Consider the following 15262-nt stretch of genomic DNA (forward strand, 5'->3'; position numbering starts at 1 on the left):
GGCGGCATGAGCGGGGTGCCATGACCCTGAGGCGGTTCGGCGTCATCTCCGGCGTCGTCTGCGCCCTGGTCGTCGGCACGGTCTGCCTGGTCGTGTCCGGGGTGCTCGACCGGCCCACGTCGGTCGCGATCGACAAGTTCGCCCAGTTGCTCGCCGCGACCGCCGCGATGGTGTCGTACTGGCGGGCGGCACGGCGGCGGCAGGGCGTGGCGCGGCGCTGGCGGCTGTGGATGGTGGCCGCGATGGCGAGCCTGGTGGTGGGGCTGGCCGTGTGGATCTGGGGCCAGGTGTTCCTCGGGGTGTCGCTGCCCTCGTCCACGCTGGCCCCGATCGGCTTCATGCTCGTGCCCGCGCTCACGCTGTGCGCGATCCTCGTGCTGGCCCACGGCGGGTCCGGCAAGCTGCCCGGCCACCGCAGCAAGCTGGTCGTCGCGCTGGACGGGCTGATCGTGGTCGGATCGCTGTTCGTGCTCACGTGGGTGTCGGCGCTGGAGTCCATGGTCCGCGCCTGGGCCACCTCGGGGCCCGGTTTCGCGACCGTGGTGGCGCACCCGGCGGCCTACCTGGTGACGCTGGTCGTGCTGCTGGTCTCGTCGTGGACGCACCGCTCGGTGCGCCAGCTGCCGGTGCTGTTCATCGCGCTGGCGGGCCTGGCCCAGTCGGCGTCGGGCTGGGTGTTCGCGTACCTGGTGAGCAAGGGCGCGACCGCCATCCCGGTGGCCGCCGACATCGGGTTCATGGTGTGCCCGGCGCTGTTCCTCCTCAGCTCGATCGCGCCGAGCAACGCCGCGCGGGAACGGGTCGGGGCGGCCAGGCTGCGCGCGGGCGAGCTGCTGCACCTGCTCGTGCCGTACCTGCCGATGCTGGTCACGGGCCTGTTCATCGTGGTCGGCACGGCGACCGGCGTGCGGCTGAAGCCGGTGGAGATCTACGTCGGCCTGGGCGTGGTGCTGCTGGTCATCGCGCGGCAGCTGCTCACGCTGATCGACAACGTGCGGCTGCTGGACCAGCTGCGCGACAGCCGGGAGCGGCTGCGGCACCAGGCTTACCACGACCCGTTGACGGGGGTGGCGAACCGGGCGCTGTTCCGGGAACGGCTGGACGCGGCGCTGGCCGGGGCGTCACCGGTGGTGGTGCTGTTCATCGACGTGGACGGCTTCAAGGACGTCAACGACAACTACGGCCACGCCGAGGGCGACGCGGTGCTGCGGATCGTGGCGTCGCGGTTGCAGGCGTGCGTGCGACCGCAGGACGTGGTGGCGCGGCTGGGCGGCGACGAGTTCGGCGTGCTGGTCGACGGCTACCCGCAGCCGCCGGAGGAGATCGGGCAGCGGGTGCTGGGCGCGTTGGACGAGCCGCACCGCACCGCGAACGGCTCGCACGTGATCCGCGCGTCGATCGGCATCTCGCACCGCGAGGCGTTCGACCCGTCGTTGACCGCCGACGACCTGATCGGCACGGCGGACGCGGCGATGTACACGGCGAAGCGGCTGGGCAAGGGGATGGTCGTGGTGCACGGAACGGTGGAGGCGGAGCTGTCGTGAACGGGGTGCCCGGGTCGAGCGCCGACGAGGTGATCGCCGAGCTGGGGATGGTCGAGCTGCCCGTCGAGGGCGGGTGGTTCGCGCAGTCGTGGCGCTCGGCCGAGGTGTCCGCGATCTACTACCTGCTGCGGGAGGGCGAGTTCTCCGGCGTGCACAAGCTCGACCACGTCGAGATCTACGCCCACCACCGGGGCGCGCCGCTGCGGATGCTGCTGCTGCACCCGGACGGCGCGGTGACCACGCCCGTGCTCGGCCCCGACGTCACCGCCGGGCAGCGGCCCCAGGTCGTGGTGCCCGCCGGCGTGTGGCAGGCCAGTGAGCCGGACGGCGAGTGGTCGCTGGTCGGCACGGTGGTGGTGCCGCCCTACACCGATGACATCGTCACGTTCGGTGAGGCCGACACCCTCGCGCCGCGCTACCCCTCGCACGCCGACCTGATCCGCCGGCTCTGCCGCCGCTGACCTCAGCCCATCGTCTTCTGGCCGTCGATGGTCTCGCGCAGGATGTCCGCGTGGCCCGCGTGCTGGGACGTCTCGGCGATGAGGTGCAGCACCACGCGGCGGACGGACCGCGACGCGCCCGGCTCGAACCACGGGGCCGCGGGCAGCGGGTAGCTGGTGTCCAGGTCCAGGTCGGCGAGCAGCCGCTCGGTCTTCGCGGCCGTCTCCTCGTAGTCGGCGAGCAGACCTTCGAGGGTCTCGTGCTCCAGCATGCGGAAGCCGTTCTCCCAGTCCGCCGCCACGCTCTCCATCAGCTCCGCGCCACCGACCGCGAAGCGCATCCAGCTCTCCTCCACCGTGCGGACGTGCTTGATGAGGCCGCCGAGCGACAGCGCGCTCGCGGTGGGCGTCTGCCGGGCCTGCTCGTCGCTGAGCCCCTGCACGGTGAAGCGGAGGAACCCGCGGTGCGTGGCCAGGGTGGACAGCAGGTCGGCGAGCTCGGTCGAGGTGGTGGAGGTGGAGGTGCTGGTGGCGCTCATGGTGGGTGCTGCCTTCCGTTTCGGTGTTGGCACCACGCTATGACCAATTGCGGACGGTTCCCGCCCTCAATGCCGATCCACGGTGGAATTCGCTCCCCCGACTTACGCTCGGCGGCGTGGACCTCCCCGTGATGCCACCCGTGCGGCCGATGCTCGCCAAGGCCGTGCACTCGGTGCCGCGCGAGCCCGGCCTCGTCTACGAGCCCAAGTGGGACGGGTTCCGGTGCGTCGTGTTCCGCGACGGCGCCGAGCTGGAGCTCGGCTCCCGCAACGACCGGCCGCTGACCCGGTACTTCCCCGAGGTGGTCGAGGTGCTGCTGGCCGGGCTGCCGCCGCGGTGCGTGGTGGACGGCGAGATCGTCATCGTCACGCCCGAGGGGCTGAGCTTCGACCTGCTCCAGCTGCGGCTGCACCCCGCCGCGTCCCGGGTGCGCAAGCTCGCCGTCGACACGCCGGCCGGGTTCGTCGCGTTCGACCTGCTCGCGCTGGGCGACCGCGACCTGACCGCGACGCCGTTCGGTGAGCGCCGCCGGCTGCTGGAAGGGGCGGTCGAGGACGTGCCGGGGCTGTACCTGACGCCCGCGACCGACGACCCGGACCAGGCCGAGGACTGGTTCACCCGGTTCGAGGGCGCGGGGTTCGACGGCGTGGTGGCCAAGCGCACGGACCTGCCGTACGAGCAGGACAAGCGGGTGATGTGGAAGGTCAAGCACGAGCGCACGGCCGACTGCGTGGTGGCCGGGTTCCGGCCGCACAAGGACGGCGTCGGCGTGGGGTCGCTGCTGCTCGGGCTGTACGACGACGCGGGCGCGCTGCACCACGTCGGCGTGGCCAGCAGCTTCACCGCCGCGCGCCGCCGCGAGCTGCTGGACGAGCTGGCGCCGTACCGGGAGGACGCCCTGGCCGACCACCCGTGGGCGGAGTGGGCCGGGATCGACGCGGCGACGCCGGGCGCGCAGAGCCGGTGGAACCCGACCAAGACGCTGTCGTGGGAGCCGCTGCGACCGGAGCTGGTCGCCGAGGTCCGCTACGAGCACCTCCAGGCACGCCGGTTCCGGCACACGAGCAGGCTGGTCCGCTTCCGCCCGGACCGCGCGCCCGAGTCGTGCACGTACGCCCAGCTCGAAGAGGTCGCGCCGGCGGAGCTCCGGGACCTGTTCGGCGAGTAGGACCGGACCCGTCCCACCCGTCGGGCATGCTGGTCGGCGTGACCGACACCGCGGGCCGGCTGCTGTCCCTGTTGTCGCTGCTCCAGCTGCCCCGCGAGTGGCCGGGCAGCGAGTTGGCGCGGCGGCTGGGGGTCAGCGGGCGCACCGTGCGCCGCGACGTCGACCGGCTGCGGGAGCTGGGGTACCCGGTCGAGGCGACGATGGGCGCCGAGGGCGGCTACCGGCTGGTCGCGGGCACGGCCATGCCGCCGTTGTTGCTGGACGACGACGAGGCCGTGGCGATCGCGGTGGGCTTGCGGACGGCGGCGCGGCAGACCGTGGCGGGCATCGAGGAGGCGTCGGTGCGGGCCATGGCGAAGCTGGAGCAGGTGCTGCCGTCGCGGCTGCGGCGCCGGGTGGGCGCGCTGGGCGCGGCGACCGTGCCGGTGGTGCTGGGCGGACGGGGTGACCGTGGACCCCGAGCACCTGACCGTGCTGGCGGCGGCCATCGCGAACCGGGAGCGGCTGCGGTTCCGGTACTCGGCGGCGGACGGGGCGCACAGCGGGCGGCACGTCGAGCCGCTGCACCTGGTGCCGTCCGGGCGGCGCTGGTACCTGGTGGCGTTCGACCCGGAGCGGGACGACTGGCGGTTCTTCCGCGTCGACCGGATGACGGCGCTGTCCCCCACCGGCGCCCGGTTCGCGCCCCGTGCGCTGCCCGCCGACGACCCGGCGCAGTACCTGGCGGAGCACATGCTCAGCCGCGCGCCGACCTACACGGCGGTGGCGACGGTCCACCTGCCCGCCCGGGACGTGCGCGCCCGGCTCTCCGGCGCGCACGTCGACGCCGTGGACGAGCGGACCTGCCGGGTCAGCGGCTTCACCGACACGGTCGAGTACCTGGCGTTCCACCTGCTGCAACTGGGCTGCGCGTTCGAGGTGCACGAGCCGCCCGAGCTGGTCGGGCACCTGCGCGAGCTGCACGACCGGATCGGCCGGGCGATCAGTTCAGGCTGACGATGCTCGCGTTCAGCGCGGTCGCGAAGCCGACCCACGCCAGGTAGGGCACGAGGAGCAGGGCGGCGGGCCGGTGCTTGCGGCCGAACAGCACGATCAGCGCGATGATCGACACCAGCAGCGCGATGATGTCCACCAGGGCCAGGCCGTACCGGCCGGCGGCGAAGAACAACGGCGTCCAGGCCGCGTTGAGGACGAGCTGCACGGCGAACAGCACCAGCTCGCGGCTCGCGCCGTGCCGCTTCCAGAACAGCCAGCCGGACAGCGCGATCATCACGTACAGCGTCGTCCAGACGGGGCCGAACAGCCAGGACGGCGGCGCCCACGACGGCGTGCGCAGCTGCTCGTACTCGGCCGCGGAGGACACGGCGGACAGGGAGCCGATGACCGCGGTCGCGGCGACGGCCGCCGCGAACACCGCCAGTCCGGCCAGGGGTCGTCGCGTCGCGAGGTGAGCCATGCGTCGAGCCTAGGAACGCCGGCAGCCGTCCGCATGACGGATCAGGCGGCCAACAGCGCCCGACCGTCGTCGGTCAGCCGGGCGGTCCCCGACCGCGACGCGATCAGACCCGCCCGCGCCGACCTCGGTCCGACGAACTGGTCGCAGCAGCACAGGCCGTCGACCAGCAACGTGCCCGCGGCGTACTCGCAGCGGCCCGCCGCGACGGCGCGCAGCACCGCCCGGTCCCTCCCGCTGATGGTCGTGGTGTCCACGGCGGTCTCCTTCCGCGCGTCGGGTCTCCTACCCGTACGACGAAGCGGACCCACCGGGAATCGACACGACCGGGCGGCGGCTCCCGGTGTACCGATTCCGAACGTTCACCCGACCGCCGCGGCGGCCTGCCGGCACGCGTCCACGAGCTGCGGCCACCGGCCCGCCCGGTCGCGGTTGATGTGCAGCGGCGACGGGTGCGGCGCGTTGAACACCTTGAGCTTGTGGCCGCGCCCGGACAGCGTCCAGCCGGTGCCCGCGGGCCTGCCCAGCACCACCACCGCCTTGAGCGCGGTCAGCATCCGCAGCAGCTCCACCAGGTAGGGCACGGCCGCGCGCAGGTCCGCGGGCGACGGCTCGCGGTTGTTCAGGTGCCACGGCACCACGTTCCAGCTCAGGCTGACCCGCCGCGACAGCCCCGCCTCCGCCATCGCGGCGAACACGTTGGCGGCGGTCGGGTCGTCGTTGTCCGGCGAGTTGAAGCCCGAGCCCGACGACGCGGGCCCGGGCGACTCCAGCAGCAGCAGGACCTTCGAGTTCACGCCGCCGCTCGCCGGGTCGAACAGCGGCACGTCGGCCTTGCGCTCGGTGGCGATGCGCTGGGCGAACTCCGTCAACTTCGCCAGGTGGGGCGCCTTGAGCAGAGCCATCTTCCGAGCGACGACCACGGGGTTCCGGTGTGCCCTCGGGGTGGAGGGGAAGACGTCCATGGTTGGCTAGCGTTCCTGTCTTGATCAGGCACTACCATCCGCCGTCCGGGCGGCAACCCCGGCGGGCACACGCGGGCGCTAGGCCACGTGGGTCCGGGGCCGTTGCTCCAGGACGCCGTCGACGTAAGTGTCGACCTTCTCGTTGTAGAACGCGACCAGACCCGCGATCCGCCCGCTCTCCGGCAGCGGCGTGCGGTAGCCCCAGACGACGTTCTCGTGCACCTCGTCGCCCAGCACCACCGACCAGTACTCGGCGGTGCCCTTGTACGGGCAGCTCGTGCGCAGGTCGGTGGGCCGCAGCAGGTCCAGCCGCACGTCGGTCATCGGCAGGTAGTAGCGGGCCGGGAGGCCGGTCTCGAACAGGATCACCGGCCGGTGCGAGTTCGCCACCTCGACGCCGCCCACCTCGACCCGGACGTGCCTGCTGCTCGGCAGCGCGTCGACCCGCGTGTACGGGTCGCGCGGGTGGACGTAGACCGGCTCGTCCTCCTCGAACCACTCGTCCATCGCGTCCCACTCCAGCCGCACCAGGTCCCGCAACGGCTCCAGCGGCGAGTCCGGGTAGCGCAGGCCCGCGCCCGCCGCCGTGGCCGTGCCGGTCTTCACGTCGAACAGCTCGCCGTTGCCCCGACTGGGTGACCTCTTCACCTCTCCGGTGGGCACGAGGGTCGCCCGGACGTCCTCCGCCGGGAAGTAGTACGTGGGGTAGTACGGCTTCTCCCACACCAGCGCCGGCCGTGTGGTGTCCACGACCAGCTCGCCCGCCAGGTAGGCCCGGACCCGCTTGGTCCCGGTCTCCACCCGCACCCGTCCGCGTTCCGCAGCGCTCATGGCTCCGACGCTACGCCCGCACCCGGCGGGTCGGGGGTCGCCGCGTTCCTCCGGTGTTGCCCAGCGGGATCACTATGCTCGGCTGATGGTCGAAGTGGTCGACAACGGGTCCGCGCCGCGGCTGGTCGTCTTCGACCTCGACGGCACGCTGTACCCGCGCGAGCTCTACACCGGGTTGGTGCTGGACGTCATCGGCGCGATGTTCGTCGAGCTGCGGGGCGAGGCGCCCGAGCGCGCCGCGGCCAAGGTGGCGGAGCTGCGCGAGCTGATGCGCACCGAGTGGTCGCGCACGTCGACCACCTCGTTCGTGCTGGCCAACGGGTTCGACGTGGCCGAGTGGCGCGAGTACCGCGAGGCGCACCTGACGATCGCGGACGGGGTCCGCCCCGACGAGCGGGTGGTGCGCGAGCTGGCACGGCTGCGCGCCGTGGTGCCCATCGCGCTGCTCACCAACAACACCGCGGGCGCGGCGGAGGCGATCCTGGACCGGCTCGGCGTCGGCGTGGCCGGCTTCACCGGCGTGGTGAGCGCCGACGACGTGGGCGGGCGGCCGAAGCCCGACCCCGGCGCGTTCCGCGTGCTGCTGGAGCGGTTCGACGTGGACGCGCGCGAGGTCTGGGGCGTCGGGGACCGCTACGACATCGACGTCCGGCCGCTGCGCGAGCTGGGCGGCGCGGGGATCACCGTGGCGGGACCGGCCGACCTGCCCGAGGCGGTCGACTTCCTGCTCGGGCGCGCCGCGTAGCCGGTAGGGCCGCCGCCCGCCGGCCCCCTCCCCCTGCCGTCCTCTCCCCTCTGCCGTCACCGCCCAGGGTCGAACGCGGCCAACCGCGTGCTCTGGTCCGCGCGGGCCGCGGCGATCGAGGCGGCCAGGTCGCGGGTCTCCCGGTCCGCGCCGCTGTCCTGCTCGCCGCGCGCCAGCAGCGCCGACTGGTCCAGGTGCTCGCGCAGCTTGGCGGGCAGGCCGGACGGGTCCATGCGCAGGCCCGCCAGGTCCGCCTCCGAGACCAGGCCCGGCATCTGGTGGCCCGCGTGCACGTTCTCGTCCGGCAGCGCCGCCCGGTCCCGCAACCGCTTGAGCGCGGCCAACTCCTGCCCGTGCGACGCCCTCAGCTCCGCCGCGAACGGCGCCAGGTCGGGCGGCGCGAGGTCCAGGGCGGGCAGGAGCTGTTCGTTCATCGGGATCATCAGCTGGATCCACGCCGTGTCGGTGGCGTTGAAGGGCGACGCCGGCGGCGGCTCCGGGGCGGGTGCGGGCGAGCACGCGGCCAGGACCAGCAGGGTGGCACCCCAGAGCGCCCGCAGGCGCCCCGGGGTGGCCGGTGTCGTCGTCACCGCGGCAGCCGGTAGTCCGGCCCGAGGGCGGCGCCCCGCTGCGGCTTGTACTGGTCGTACCCGCGCGGGTCGCACTGGAGGCCGCCGTTGACGCAGTGGCTGACCAGCGCCTGCAACGTGGGGCCGTCCCACGCGTTCATGAAGTCGTAGTGCCAGGTGTACCCGCGCCCGCTGGACAGCCGCACGCGCGACATGTCACCGGACACCGGGAACGCGATCTTGAACTCCAGCATCGGCACGGGCACCGGGTGGGTGGCCGGGCAGACGAGCGTCGCGCGGTCCGGGTAGGCCATGTGCGACTTGTGGTCCGCCGAGTCGAGGTCGCGCCCGTTCCAGCAGCTCGGGGCCTGGTAGCGGATGTTGAGCTGGGTGCCCGGCGGGCAGTAGGACGGGAAGTCCCAGTTGTGGGCGCTGTTGCCGCACTCCCAGCCCTCGACCGCGCCCGGCGCGGTGCGGAACTGGTCCTGCGTGGCCGCGGGGCTGCCGACCACGAACCGGATCCCGGCCGGGAAGGACCGGACCTCCTGGTACTTGAGGATGCCGGACTTGTAGTAGACGACCTGGGGGAAGTCGGGCACGACGAGCTGGTCGCCGTTGTAGAGCGAGGGGAACCAGTACGCCGACTTGTCGTCCGGGGTCTTGCAGTTGGTCTGCCCGTTCTTCAACGACGCGTTGGTGCTGCTCGCGTTGACGGAGTTGTTGCCCAGGAACGTGTGCATGTGGGACGCGCCCGGCAACCCCGGCGAGACGATCGGGTCGTCGGGCCGGTGCACGGTGACCGAGCAGTTGGCCTGGAACTCGTGGTGGGTGACCAGGTCGTCGGCCTGGGCCGGGTGGGCGGCCACCGCGAGGGTGGACGCGAGGAGGCCGGCCGCTGCCAGGGCGACCGACGCGCGGAACTTCCGGGACATCTTTGTCCTCCTGCCGACGTGCGGGACGTGGCGGCTGGGAGAGCGCTCTCCCACCTGAGGTTGCCCGCTGGGCCGCCACGGTGTCAAGGGGCGGGTCATTGACAGATCCGCAGTCGGTTCGCAACACTTCGAGCCGGGTTGAGAGAGCGCTCTCCCGCACCTCGACCCGACAATCCGGCAGGAGACGCCATGTACCGCCTCCGATCCGCCAGCACGGCGTTGGCCGCCCTTCTGGGGTTCGTTCTGCTGATAGGTCTCGCCGCGGTCCCGGGCACCGCGCACGCCGCGCCCGTGCTGCTCTCCCAGGGCAAGCCGGCCACGGCGTCCTCGGCCGAGGGCGCGGGCACGCCCGCGTCGGCGGCCGTGGACGGCGACGCCGGCACCCGGTGGGCCAGCGCGTGGAGCGACCCGCAGTGGCTGCGGGTGGACCTGGGCGCGACCTCGACCCTCAGCCGCGTCGAGCTCGACTGGGAAGCCGCGTACGCCACCTCGTTCCAGCTCCAGGTCTCCGCCGACGGCAACGCCTGGACCACCGTGCACACCACGACGTCCGGCACGGGCGGCAGGCAGGGCTTCGACGTCACGGGCTCCGGCCGGTACGTCCGCGTGTACGGCACGCAGCGCGCCAACGGCTACGGCTACTCGCTGTGGGAGTTCCGGGTCTACGGCACGCAGGGCACCAACCCCCAGCCCGGCACGGGCGTGCGCGTCACCGGCTCGCAGGGCAACTGGCAGCTCACGGTCGACGGCCAACCGTGGACGGTGAAGGGCCTCACCTGGGGACCACCGGCGGCGGACGCGGCCCGGTACATGCCGGAGCTGAAGTCCATGGGCGTCAACACCCTGCGCACCTGGGGCACCGACGGCTCCACCAAGCCGCTGCTGGACGCCGCCGCGGCCAACGGCATCAGGGTGATGAACGGGTTCTGGTTGCAGCCCGGCGGCGGCCCCGGCTCGGGAGGCTGCGTCGACTACGTCACCGACGCCACCTACAAGACCGGCATGCTGAACACGATCCGGCAGTGGGTGACCACCTACAAGGACCACCCCGGCGTGCTCATGTGGAACGTCGGCAACGAGTCCATCCTGGGCCTGCAGAACTGCTACTCGGGCGCGGAGCTGGAGAACCAGCGGGTCGCGTACGCCAAGTACGTCAACGAAGCCGCGCGCGCCATCCACGCCATCGACACCAACCACCCGGTCACCAACACCGACGCGTGGACCGGCGCGTGGGTCTACCTCAAGGCGCACGCACCCGACCTCGACCTGTACTCGGTCAACTCCTACGGCAACGTGTGCCAGGTGCGGCAGGACTGGATCAACGGCGGCTACACCAAGCCGTACATCCTCACCGAGGCCGGCCCGGCCGGCGAGTGGGAGGTGCCCAACGACGTCAACGGGGTGCCGAGCGAGCCCACGGACGTGCAGAAGCGGGACGGCTACACGCGGGCGTGGAACTGCATCACCGGGCACACCGGGGTGTCGTTCGGCGGCACGCTGTTCCACTACGGCACCGAGTACGACTTCGGCGCGGTGTGGTTCAACCTGACCCCGGCCGGCAAGAAGCGGCTCTCGTTCTACGCGGTGCAGCGGGCGTTCGGCGGCGCGACGCCCGCCAACACCCCGCCCGTGATCACCGCGATGACCCTGCCCACCAGCGTGGCGGCCGGCGCGCGGCTGGACGTCGACGTGGCGGCGAGCGACCCGAACGGCGACCCGATCACCTGGTCGGCCGCGTTCAACAGCAAGTACGTCGACAACAGCGGCGGGCTCGGCTTCACGCCCGTGCAGGTCAACGGCAACCGCCTGACCGTCACCGCGCCGGACCGGCTCGGCGTGTGGAAGGTGTACGTGATGGCCGAGGACGGTCGCGGCAACATCGGCATCGAGACGAAGTCGGTGCGCGTGGTCGCGCCGCAGCCGGCGGGCGTGAACGTGGCGCTGAACAAGCCCGTCACGGCGTCGTCCTACCAGCAGGTGGGCGACGGCGCGCCGTTCCCGCCGACCAACGCGGTGGACGGCAGCGCGGGGTCCCGCTGGGCCACCGACTGGTCCGACCCGCAGTGGCTGCGGGTCGACCTCGGCGCGGTGACGACGTTCCAGCATGTGCAGCTCGTGTGGGAGGGGGCGTACGGGCGGGCGTACGAGATCCAGGTGTCCGATGACGGGACCACGTGGCGCTCGGTGTACGGCACCACGACCGGCAACGGCGGGGTCGACTCGATCGACGTCACGGCGACCGGCCGGTACGTGCGGCTGCACGCCACGCAGCGGGGCACGGGGTGGGGTTACTCGCTCTACGAGCTCGGCGTCTACCGGCGCTGAGGGGGGCGGCGGGGGAGCACGGCTCCCGGCGCCGACGGGGGAAGTCGAAGGGCCGGCGGGAGCACATCCCCCGGCCCTTCGGCCTTCGCACCACCGGGAGCGACCACGGCACACCACCTCGGGCGATGCCGTGATGGCCGCACCGACGGTGACCGGCAAGACCGAAGGGCCGGAGGGAGCACGTCCCCCCGGCCCTTCGGCCGTCGCGCCACCGGGTGCGGCCACTCCGGTGACGGCGCGCGGCCGGTGGGCGCGCCGGAGGAATCCCGCGGCACGCCCACCGGCCGGGCGGTCAGCTGCCGCGGACGCGGCGGATCGTGTCCCGGTACCACAGCGCGCTGCTCTTCAACGTCCGGACCTGGGTGTCGTAGTCCACGTGCACCAGACCGAAGCGCTTGTCGTAGCCGTAGGACCACTCGAAGTTGTCCATCAGCGACCACGCGAAGTAGCCGCGCACGTCCGCCCCCGCCGTGCGGGCCTTGGCCACGGCCGCGATGTGCGACTCCAGGTAGGCGGTGCGGTCGTCGTCGCGCACGAAGCCGGTCTCGTCGGCCTCGTCGTCGAACGCCGCGCCGTTCTCCGTGATCACCATCGGCACGCCGGGGTACTCCTCACCGATCTGCACCAGCAGGTTGGTGAAGCCCTCGGGCACGATCTCCCAGTCCATCGCGGTCACCGGGCGGCCGTAGCGGACCTCCCGGCACACCGGCACGCCGTCGGCGTCGGCCGTGTTGCCGTCCTCGTCCACGCCGGAGAACTTCGAGCTGGAGTAGTAGTTCACGCCCAGCACGTCGATCGGCTGCTTGATGATCTCCAGGTCGCCCGGCTCCTCGGGGATCCGCACCCCGCGCGCGGCCAGGTCCGCCACCACGTCGGCCGGGTAGTGGCCGCGCACCAGCGGGTCGAGGTAGATCCGGCGGGACAGGCCGTCGGCCCGGCGGGCGGCGTCGCGGTCGGCGTCGCTGTCGGTGGCGGGGCTGGCGTGGCTCATGTTGAGCGTGATGCCGAACTCCATCGGCTCGGTGGCCGCCTCGCGCATCCGCTGCGTGGCCAGGCCGTGGCCGAGCAGCAGGTGGTGCACGGCGTGGATGGCCGCCCCGAAGTCCTGCCTGCCCGGCGCCTGCCGGCCCTCGTAGTAGCCGAGCATCGCCGAGCACCACGGCTCGTTGAGCGTGGTCCAGTGGCGCACCCGGTCGGACAGGGCGTCGAACACGAGCATCGAGTAGTCGGCGAACCGGTACGCGGTGTCCCGCACCGGCCAGCCGCCCGCGTCCTCCAGCTCCTGCGGCAGGTCCCAGTGGTACAGCGTGACCCACGGGGTGATGCCCTTGCCCAGCAGCTCGTCCACCAGCCGGTCGTAGAACGCCATGCCGGGCGCGTTGACCGGCCCCTTGCCGCCCGGCTGCACGCGCGGCCAGGCGACGGAGAACCGGTAGGTGTCCACGCCGAGGGATCCGATCAGCGCGACGTCCTCCGGCATGCGGTGGTAGTGGTCGCACGCGACGTCACCGTTGTCGTCGTTGTGCACCATGCCGGGCGTCCGGCAGTAAGTGTCCCAGATGGACGGTCCGCGACCGTCTTCTTCGTACGCCCCCTCGATCTGGTACGCGGAGGTCGCCACGCCCCAGCGGAACGAGGCGGGCAGGGTGTCGATCGCGGGGTCGAGCCCGACGGTCGGCGCCGTGGTGTCCATTGATCTCCTCTGGAGTTCGGATCCCGTTGTCGTGAACGGGGTCAGAGCCCGTCGTCGTGAACGGGGTGCAGCCAGCAGGCCACGGTGCGGTCGGCGGGCACCTCGCGGGCTGCGCGCCCGATGTCGAGGGGCACGCCGAGCACCGGGACCTCCACACCGCAGCGCTCCATCGCGTGCGGACAACGTGGGTGGAAGGAGCAGCCGGGAGGCATCGACCGCAGGTCCGGCGGTGAGCCGGGGATGCCGGTCAGCTCGCGCTTCGGGCCCCGCAGCGCGGGGAACGAGTTGAGCAGGCCGTGGCTGTAGGGGTGCAGCGGGTCGCGGTAGAGGTCGGCGGAGTCCGCCTGCTCCACGATGCGCCCGCCGTACATGATCGCGATCCGGTCGGAGAACTCGACCAGCAGGGACAGGTCGTGGGTGATGAACACGACCGAGAACCCGAGGCGTTCGCGCAGCTCCACGAGCTGGCGCAGGATCTGCCGCTGCACCACCACGTCCAGCGCTGTGGTCGGCTCGTCCATGATGACGACCTTCGGCTCCAGCGCCAGCGCCATGCCGATCATCACGCGCTGCCGCATGCCGCCGGAGAGCTGGTGCGGGTAGCTCTCCAGCCGGTCGGCGGAGATGCCGACCAGGTGCAGCAGCTCGCGGGCCCGCGCCAGCCGGGACGCGCTGCTGCTGCGCGGGTCGTGCGCCTTGATCACGTCGGTGAGCTGGGCGGAGATCCGGTGCACCGGGTTGAGCGAGTTCATCGCGCCCTGGAACACGATCGCGGTCTCGGCCCAGCGGAACCGCCGCAGCGCGGCGTGGTCCATCCGGAGCACGTCGACCGGGTCGCCGCCGTCGGGGTGGTAGAGCACCTCGCCGCCCGAGATCACGCCCGGTGGCGGGAGGAGCCTGGTCAGGCCGTAGGCCAGGGTCGACTTGCCGCTGCCGCTCTCCCCCGCCAGGCCGAGGACTTCGCCCCGGTAGAGGGTGAGGTCCACGTCGCGGACGGCGCGCACGGCGTCGTCGCCCAGGCCGTAGTCCACGTTCAGGCCGCGGACCTCCAGCACCGCGTCGGTCACGGCGTCTCCCTTCGCTCGGACCCGGGCTTCGTCGCGAGCACCGGCGTGAAGCCGACCCGCATCCGGACCGTGTGGCCGTCGGCGGTCTTGACGCTGGTCTTGCCGCCGCCGCGCAGCCGCGGGCTGACGAACTCGTCGATGCCGAAGTTCACCAGCGACAGCGCGGTGCCCAGCAGCGCGATGGCCAGGCCCGCGGGCACGAACCACCACCACGCGCCCTGCGCCAGCGCCTGCTGGCTCTGCGCCCAGTACAGGACGGTGCCCCAGTTCCAGTCGCCGCCCGCGCCGACGCCGATGAACGCCAGCGTGATCTCCAGGGTCACCGCGAAGATGACCGTGCCGACGAACCCGGAGGCGATGACCGCGGTGAGGTTGGGCAGGATCTCGAACAGGATGATCCGCCAGGTCTTCTCGCCGGTCGCCCGCGCGGCCTCCACGTAGTCGCGGCCGCGCAACGAGAGCGTTTGCGCCCGCAGCACGCGCGCGCCCCACGCCCACGACGTGAAGCCGATGAGCAGCGCGATGGTGAGCGTGCTCGTCTCCGGCAGCGTCGACGTGATGATGATCATCAACGGCAGCGCGGGGAGCACCAGGAACACGTTCGACAGCGCGGAGAGCACCTCGCTGCCCGCGCCCGACAGGTAGCCGGAGGTGACGCCGACCAGGACGGACAGGATCGTCGCCACCAGGCCCGCGACGAAGCCGACCACGATGACGCTGCGCGTGCCGACCACGACCTGGCTGAAGATGTCCTGACCCAGGTGGGTCGTGCCGAACCAGTGCGCGGCCGACGGGCCCTGGAGCAGGTCGTTGCTGCGCCCCGACGGGTCGTAGGGCGCGAGCCACGGCCCGACGACGGCGAGCAGGGCGAAGAAGCCCAGGATGGCCAGGCCGGTGGTGGCCTTGGGGTTGGCCACGAACCGCAGCCTGCGGCGCTTCACCGGCGCCGCGGCCGGGGTGGCCGTCCCGGTGGTGGGAACCACGGTCACT

General features: G+C 72.5%; 15 protein-coding genes and 1 pseudogene. 6 read left to right on the top strand and 10 right to left on the bottom strand.

Annotated features, from left to right (window positions below; translation table 11 throughout):
* Window positions 1–20: 20 nt before the first annotated feature.
* Together ACIQMJ_RS18110 and ACIQMJ_RS18115 are read left to right on the top strand one after the other, a co-directional pair.
* Window positions 21–1544 carry a diguanylate cyclase domain-containing protein gene (locus ACIQMJ_RS18110; protein WP_499762113.1) on the top strand — a complete coding sequence of 508 codons (1524 nt, stop codon included), beginning with the start codon at window positions 21–23 and terminating at the stop codon, window positions 1542–1544.
* The gene (locus tag ACIQMJ_RS18115; protein ID WP_499762114.1) at window positions 1541–2005 is read left to right on the top strand and encodes a cupin domain-containing protein; all 465 of its coding nucleotides are present in this window, start codon (window positions 1541–1543) and stop codon (window positions 2003–2005) included. Before ACIQMJ_RS18110 ends, ACIQMJ_RS18115 begins: the two co-directional genes overlap by 4 nt.
* A 2-nt stretch (window positions 2006–2007) precedes the next feature.
* Here ACIQMJ_RS18115 and ACIQMJ_RS18120 read toward each other — a convergent pair whose 3' ends face one another.
* The gene (locus ACIQMJ_RS18120; protein ID WP_499762115.1) at window positions 2008–2523 is read right to left on the bottom strand and encodes a DinB family protein; all 516 of its coding nucleotides are present in this window, start codon (window positions 2521–2523) and stop codon (window positions 2008–2010) included.
* A gap of 116 nt (window positions 2524–2639) precedes the next feature.
* On the opposite strand from ACIQMJ_RS18120, the gene ACIQMJ_RS18125 reads away from it, so the two are divergent.
* Together ACIQMJ_RS18125 and ACIQMJ_RS18130 are read left to right on the top strand one after the other, a co-directional pair.
* A complete protein-coding gene (locus ACIQMJ_RS18125) occupies window positions 2640–3692 on the top strand; it encodes an ATP-dependent DNA ligase (RefSeq protein ID WP_499762116.1) in 1053 nt (350 codons plus the stop codon).
* A gap of 38 nt (window positions 3693–3730) precedes the next feature.
* A pseudogene (locus tag ACIQMJ_RS18130) lies at window positions 3731–4688 on the top strand (helix-turn-helix transcriptional regulator).
* On the opposite strand, the gene ACIQMJ_RS18135 reads toward ACIQMJ_RS18130, so the two are convergent.
* The 4 genes from ACIQMJ_RS18135 to ACIQMJ_RS18150 form a co-directional block, all read right to left on the bottom strand.
* Window positions 4675–5148, bottom strand: coding sequence for a TspO/MBR family protein (locus ACIQMJ_RS18135; protein WP_499762117.1), 474 nt, complete (start codon window positions 5146–5148; stop codon window positions 4675–4677). The pseudogene ACIQMJ_RS18130 and the gene ACIQMJ_RS18135 overlap by 14 nt on opposite strands.
* Before the next feature lie 41 nt (window positions 5149–5189).
* Window positions 5190–5402, bottom strand: a complete 213-nt coding sequence (locus ACIQMJ_RS18140; protein WP_499762118.1) for a hypothetical protein — start codon at window positions 5400–5402, stop codon at window positions 5190–5192.
* Between the two features lie 105 nt (window positions 5403–5507).
* Window positions 5508–6050: a uracil-DNA glycosylase gene (locus ACIQMJ_RS18145; RefSeq protein ID WP_499762119.1), complete on the bottom strand. Its 543-nt coding sequence runs from the start codon at window positions 6048–6050 to the stop codon at window positions 5508–5510.
* Window positions 6051–6188: 138 nt separating this feature from the next.
* Entirely contained in the window at window positions 6189–6941 is a 753-nt protein-coding gene (locus tag ACIQMJ_RS18150) for a DUF427 domain-containing protein (RefSeq protein ID WP_499762120.1), read from the bottom strand.
* An 85-nt stretch (window positions 6942–7026) separates the two neighbouring features.
* Here ACIQMJ_RS18150 and ACIQMJ_RS18155 point away from each other — a divergent pair, with 85 nt between their 5' ends.
* Window positions 7027–7686, top strand: a complete 660-nt coding sequence (locus tag ACIQMJ_RS18155; protein ID WP_499762121.1) for an HAD family hydrolase — start codon at window positions 7027–7029, stop codon at window positions 7684–7686.
* Window positions 7687–7742: 56 nt separating this feature from the next.
* Here ACIQMJ_RS18155 and ACIQMJ_RS18160 read toward each other — a convergent pair whose 3' ends face one another.
* Together ACIQMJ_RS18160 and ACIQMJ_RS18165 are read right to left on the bottom strand one after the other, a co-directional pair.
* Window positions 7743–8276, bottom strand: coding sequence for a DUF305 domain-containing protein (locus tag ACIQMJ_RS18160; RefSeq protein WP_499762122.1), 534 nt, complete (start codon window positions 8274–8276; stop codon window positions 7743–7745).
* The gene (locus ACIQMJ_RS18165) at window positions 8273–9187 is read right to left on the bottom strand and encodes a DUF1996 domain-containing protein (RefSeq protein WP_499762123.1); all 915 of its coding nucleotides are present in this window, start codon (window positions 9185–9187) and stop codon (window positions 8273–8275) included. The genes ACIQMJ_RS18160 and ACIQMJ_RS18165 overlap by 4 nt, the downstream gene beginning before the upstream one ends.
* A 189-nt stretch (window positions 9188–9376) precedes the next feature.
* On the opposite strand from ACIQMJ_RS18165, the gene ACIQMJ_RS18170 reads away from it, so the two are divergent.
* Window positions 9377–11512, top strand: coding sequence for a discoidin domain-containing protein (locus ACIQMJ_RS18170; protein WP_499762124.1), 2136 nt, complete (start codon window positions 9377–9379; stop codon window positions 11510–11512).
* A gap of 292 nt (window positions 11513–11804) precedes the next feature.
* Here ACIQMJ_RS18170 and ACIQMJ_RS18175 read toward each other — a convergent pair whose 3' ends face one another.
* The 3 genes from ACIQMJ_RS18175 to ACIQMJ_RS18185 are packed head-to-tail and all read right to left on the bottom strand — an operon-like array spanning window position 11805 to window position 15261.
* Window positions 11805–13205 carry a GH1 family beta-glucosidase gene (locus ACIQMJ_RS18175; protein WP_499762125.1) on the bottom strand — a complete coding sequence of 467 codons (1401 nt, stop codon included), beginning with the start codon at window positions 13203–13205 and terminating at the stop codon, window positions 11805–11807.
* 41 nt (window positions 13206–13246) lie between these two features.
* Window positions 13247–14272 (bottom strand): ABC transporter ATP-binding protein, encoded by a 1026-nt coding sequence (locus ACIQMJ_RS18180; RefSeq protein ID WP_499762126.1) that lies wholly within the window; start codon window positions 14270–14272, stop codon window positions 13247–13249.
* Complete coding sequence (locus tag ACIQMJ_RS18185) at window positions 14269–15261, bottom strand: ABC transporter permease (protein WP_499762127.1); 993 nt, start codon at window positions 15259–15261, stop codon at window positions 14269–14271. Before ACIQMJ_RS18185 ends, ACIQMJ_RS18180 begins: the two co-directional genes overlap by 4 nt.
* Window position 15262 lies beyond the last annotated feature (1 nt).

The sequence above is a fragment of the Actinosynnema sp. NPDC091369 genome (genome assembly GCF_044757065.1).
GTDB lineage: Bacteria > Actinomycetota > Actinomycetes > Mycobacteriales > Pseudonocardiaceae > Actinosynnema.

Bases quoted from the DNA above. Each gene is read 5' to 3' on its own strand.
- ACIQMJ_RS18110 (WP_499762113.1), top strand. From the start codon at position 21: ATGACCCTGAGGCGGTTCGGCGTCATCTCCGGCGTCGTCTGCGCCCTG.
- ACIQMJ_RS18120 (WP_499762115.1), bottom strand. From the start codon at position 2,523: ATGAGCGCCACCAGCACCTCCACCTCCACCACCTCGACCGAGCTCGCC.
- ACIQMJ_RS18135 (WP_499762117.1), bottom strand. From the start codon at position 5,148: ATGGCTCACCTCGCGACGCGACGACCCCTGGCCGGACTGGCGGTGTTC.
- ACIQMJ_RS18145 (WP_499762119.1), bottom strand. From the start codon at position 6,050: ATGGCTCTGCTCAAGGCGCCCCACCTGGCGAAGTTGACGGAGTTCGCC.
- ACIQMJ_RS18150 (WP_499762120.1), bottom strand. From the start codon at position 6,941: ATGAGCGCTGCGGAACGCGGACGGGTGCGGGTGGAGACCGGGACCAAG.
- ACIQMJ_RS18155 (WP_499762121.1), top strand. From the start codon at position 7,027: ATGGTCGAAGTGGTCGACAACGGGTCCGCGCCGCGGCTGGTCGTCTTC.
- ACIQMJ_RS18165 (WP_499762123.1), bottom strand. From the start codon at position 9,187: ATGTCCCGGAAGTTCCGCGCGTCGGTCGCCCTGGCAGCGGCCGGCCTC.
- ACIQMJ_RS18170 (WP_499762124.1), top strand. From the start codon at position 9,377: ATGTACCGCCTCCGATCCGCCAGCACGGCGTTGGCCGCCCTTCTGGGG.
- ACIQMJ_RS18175 (WP_499762125.1), bottom strand. From the start codon at position 13,205: ATGGACACCACGGCGCCGACCGTCGGGCTCGACCCCGCGATCGACACC.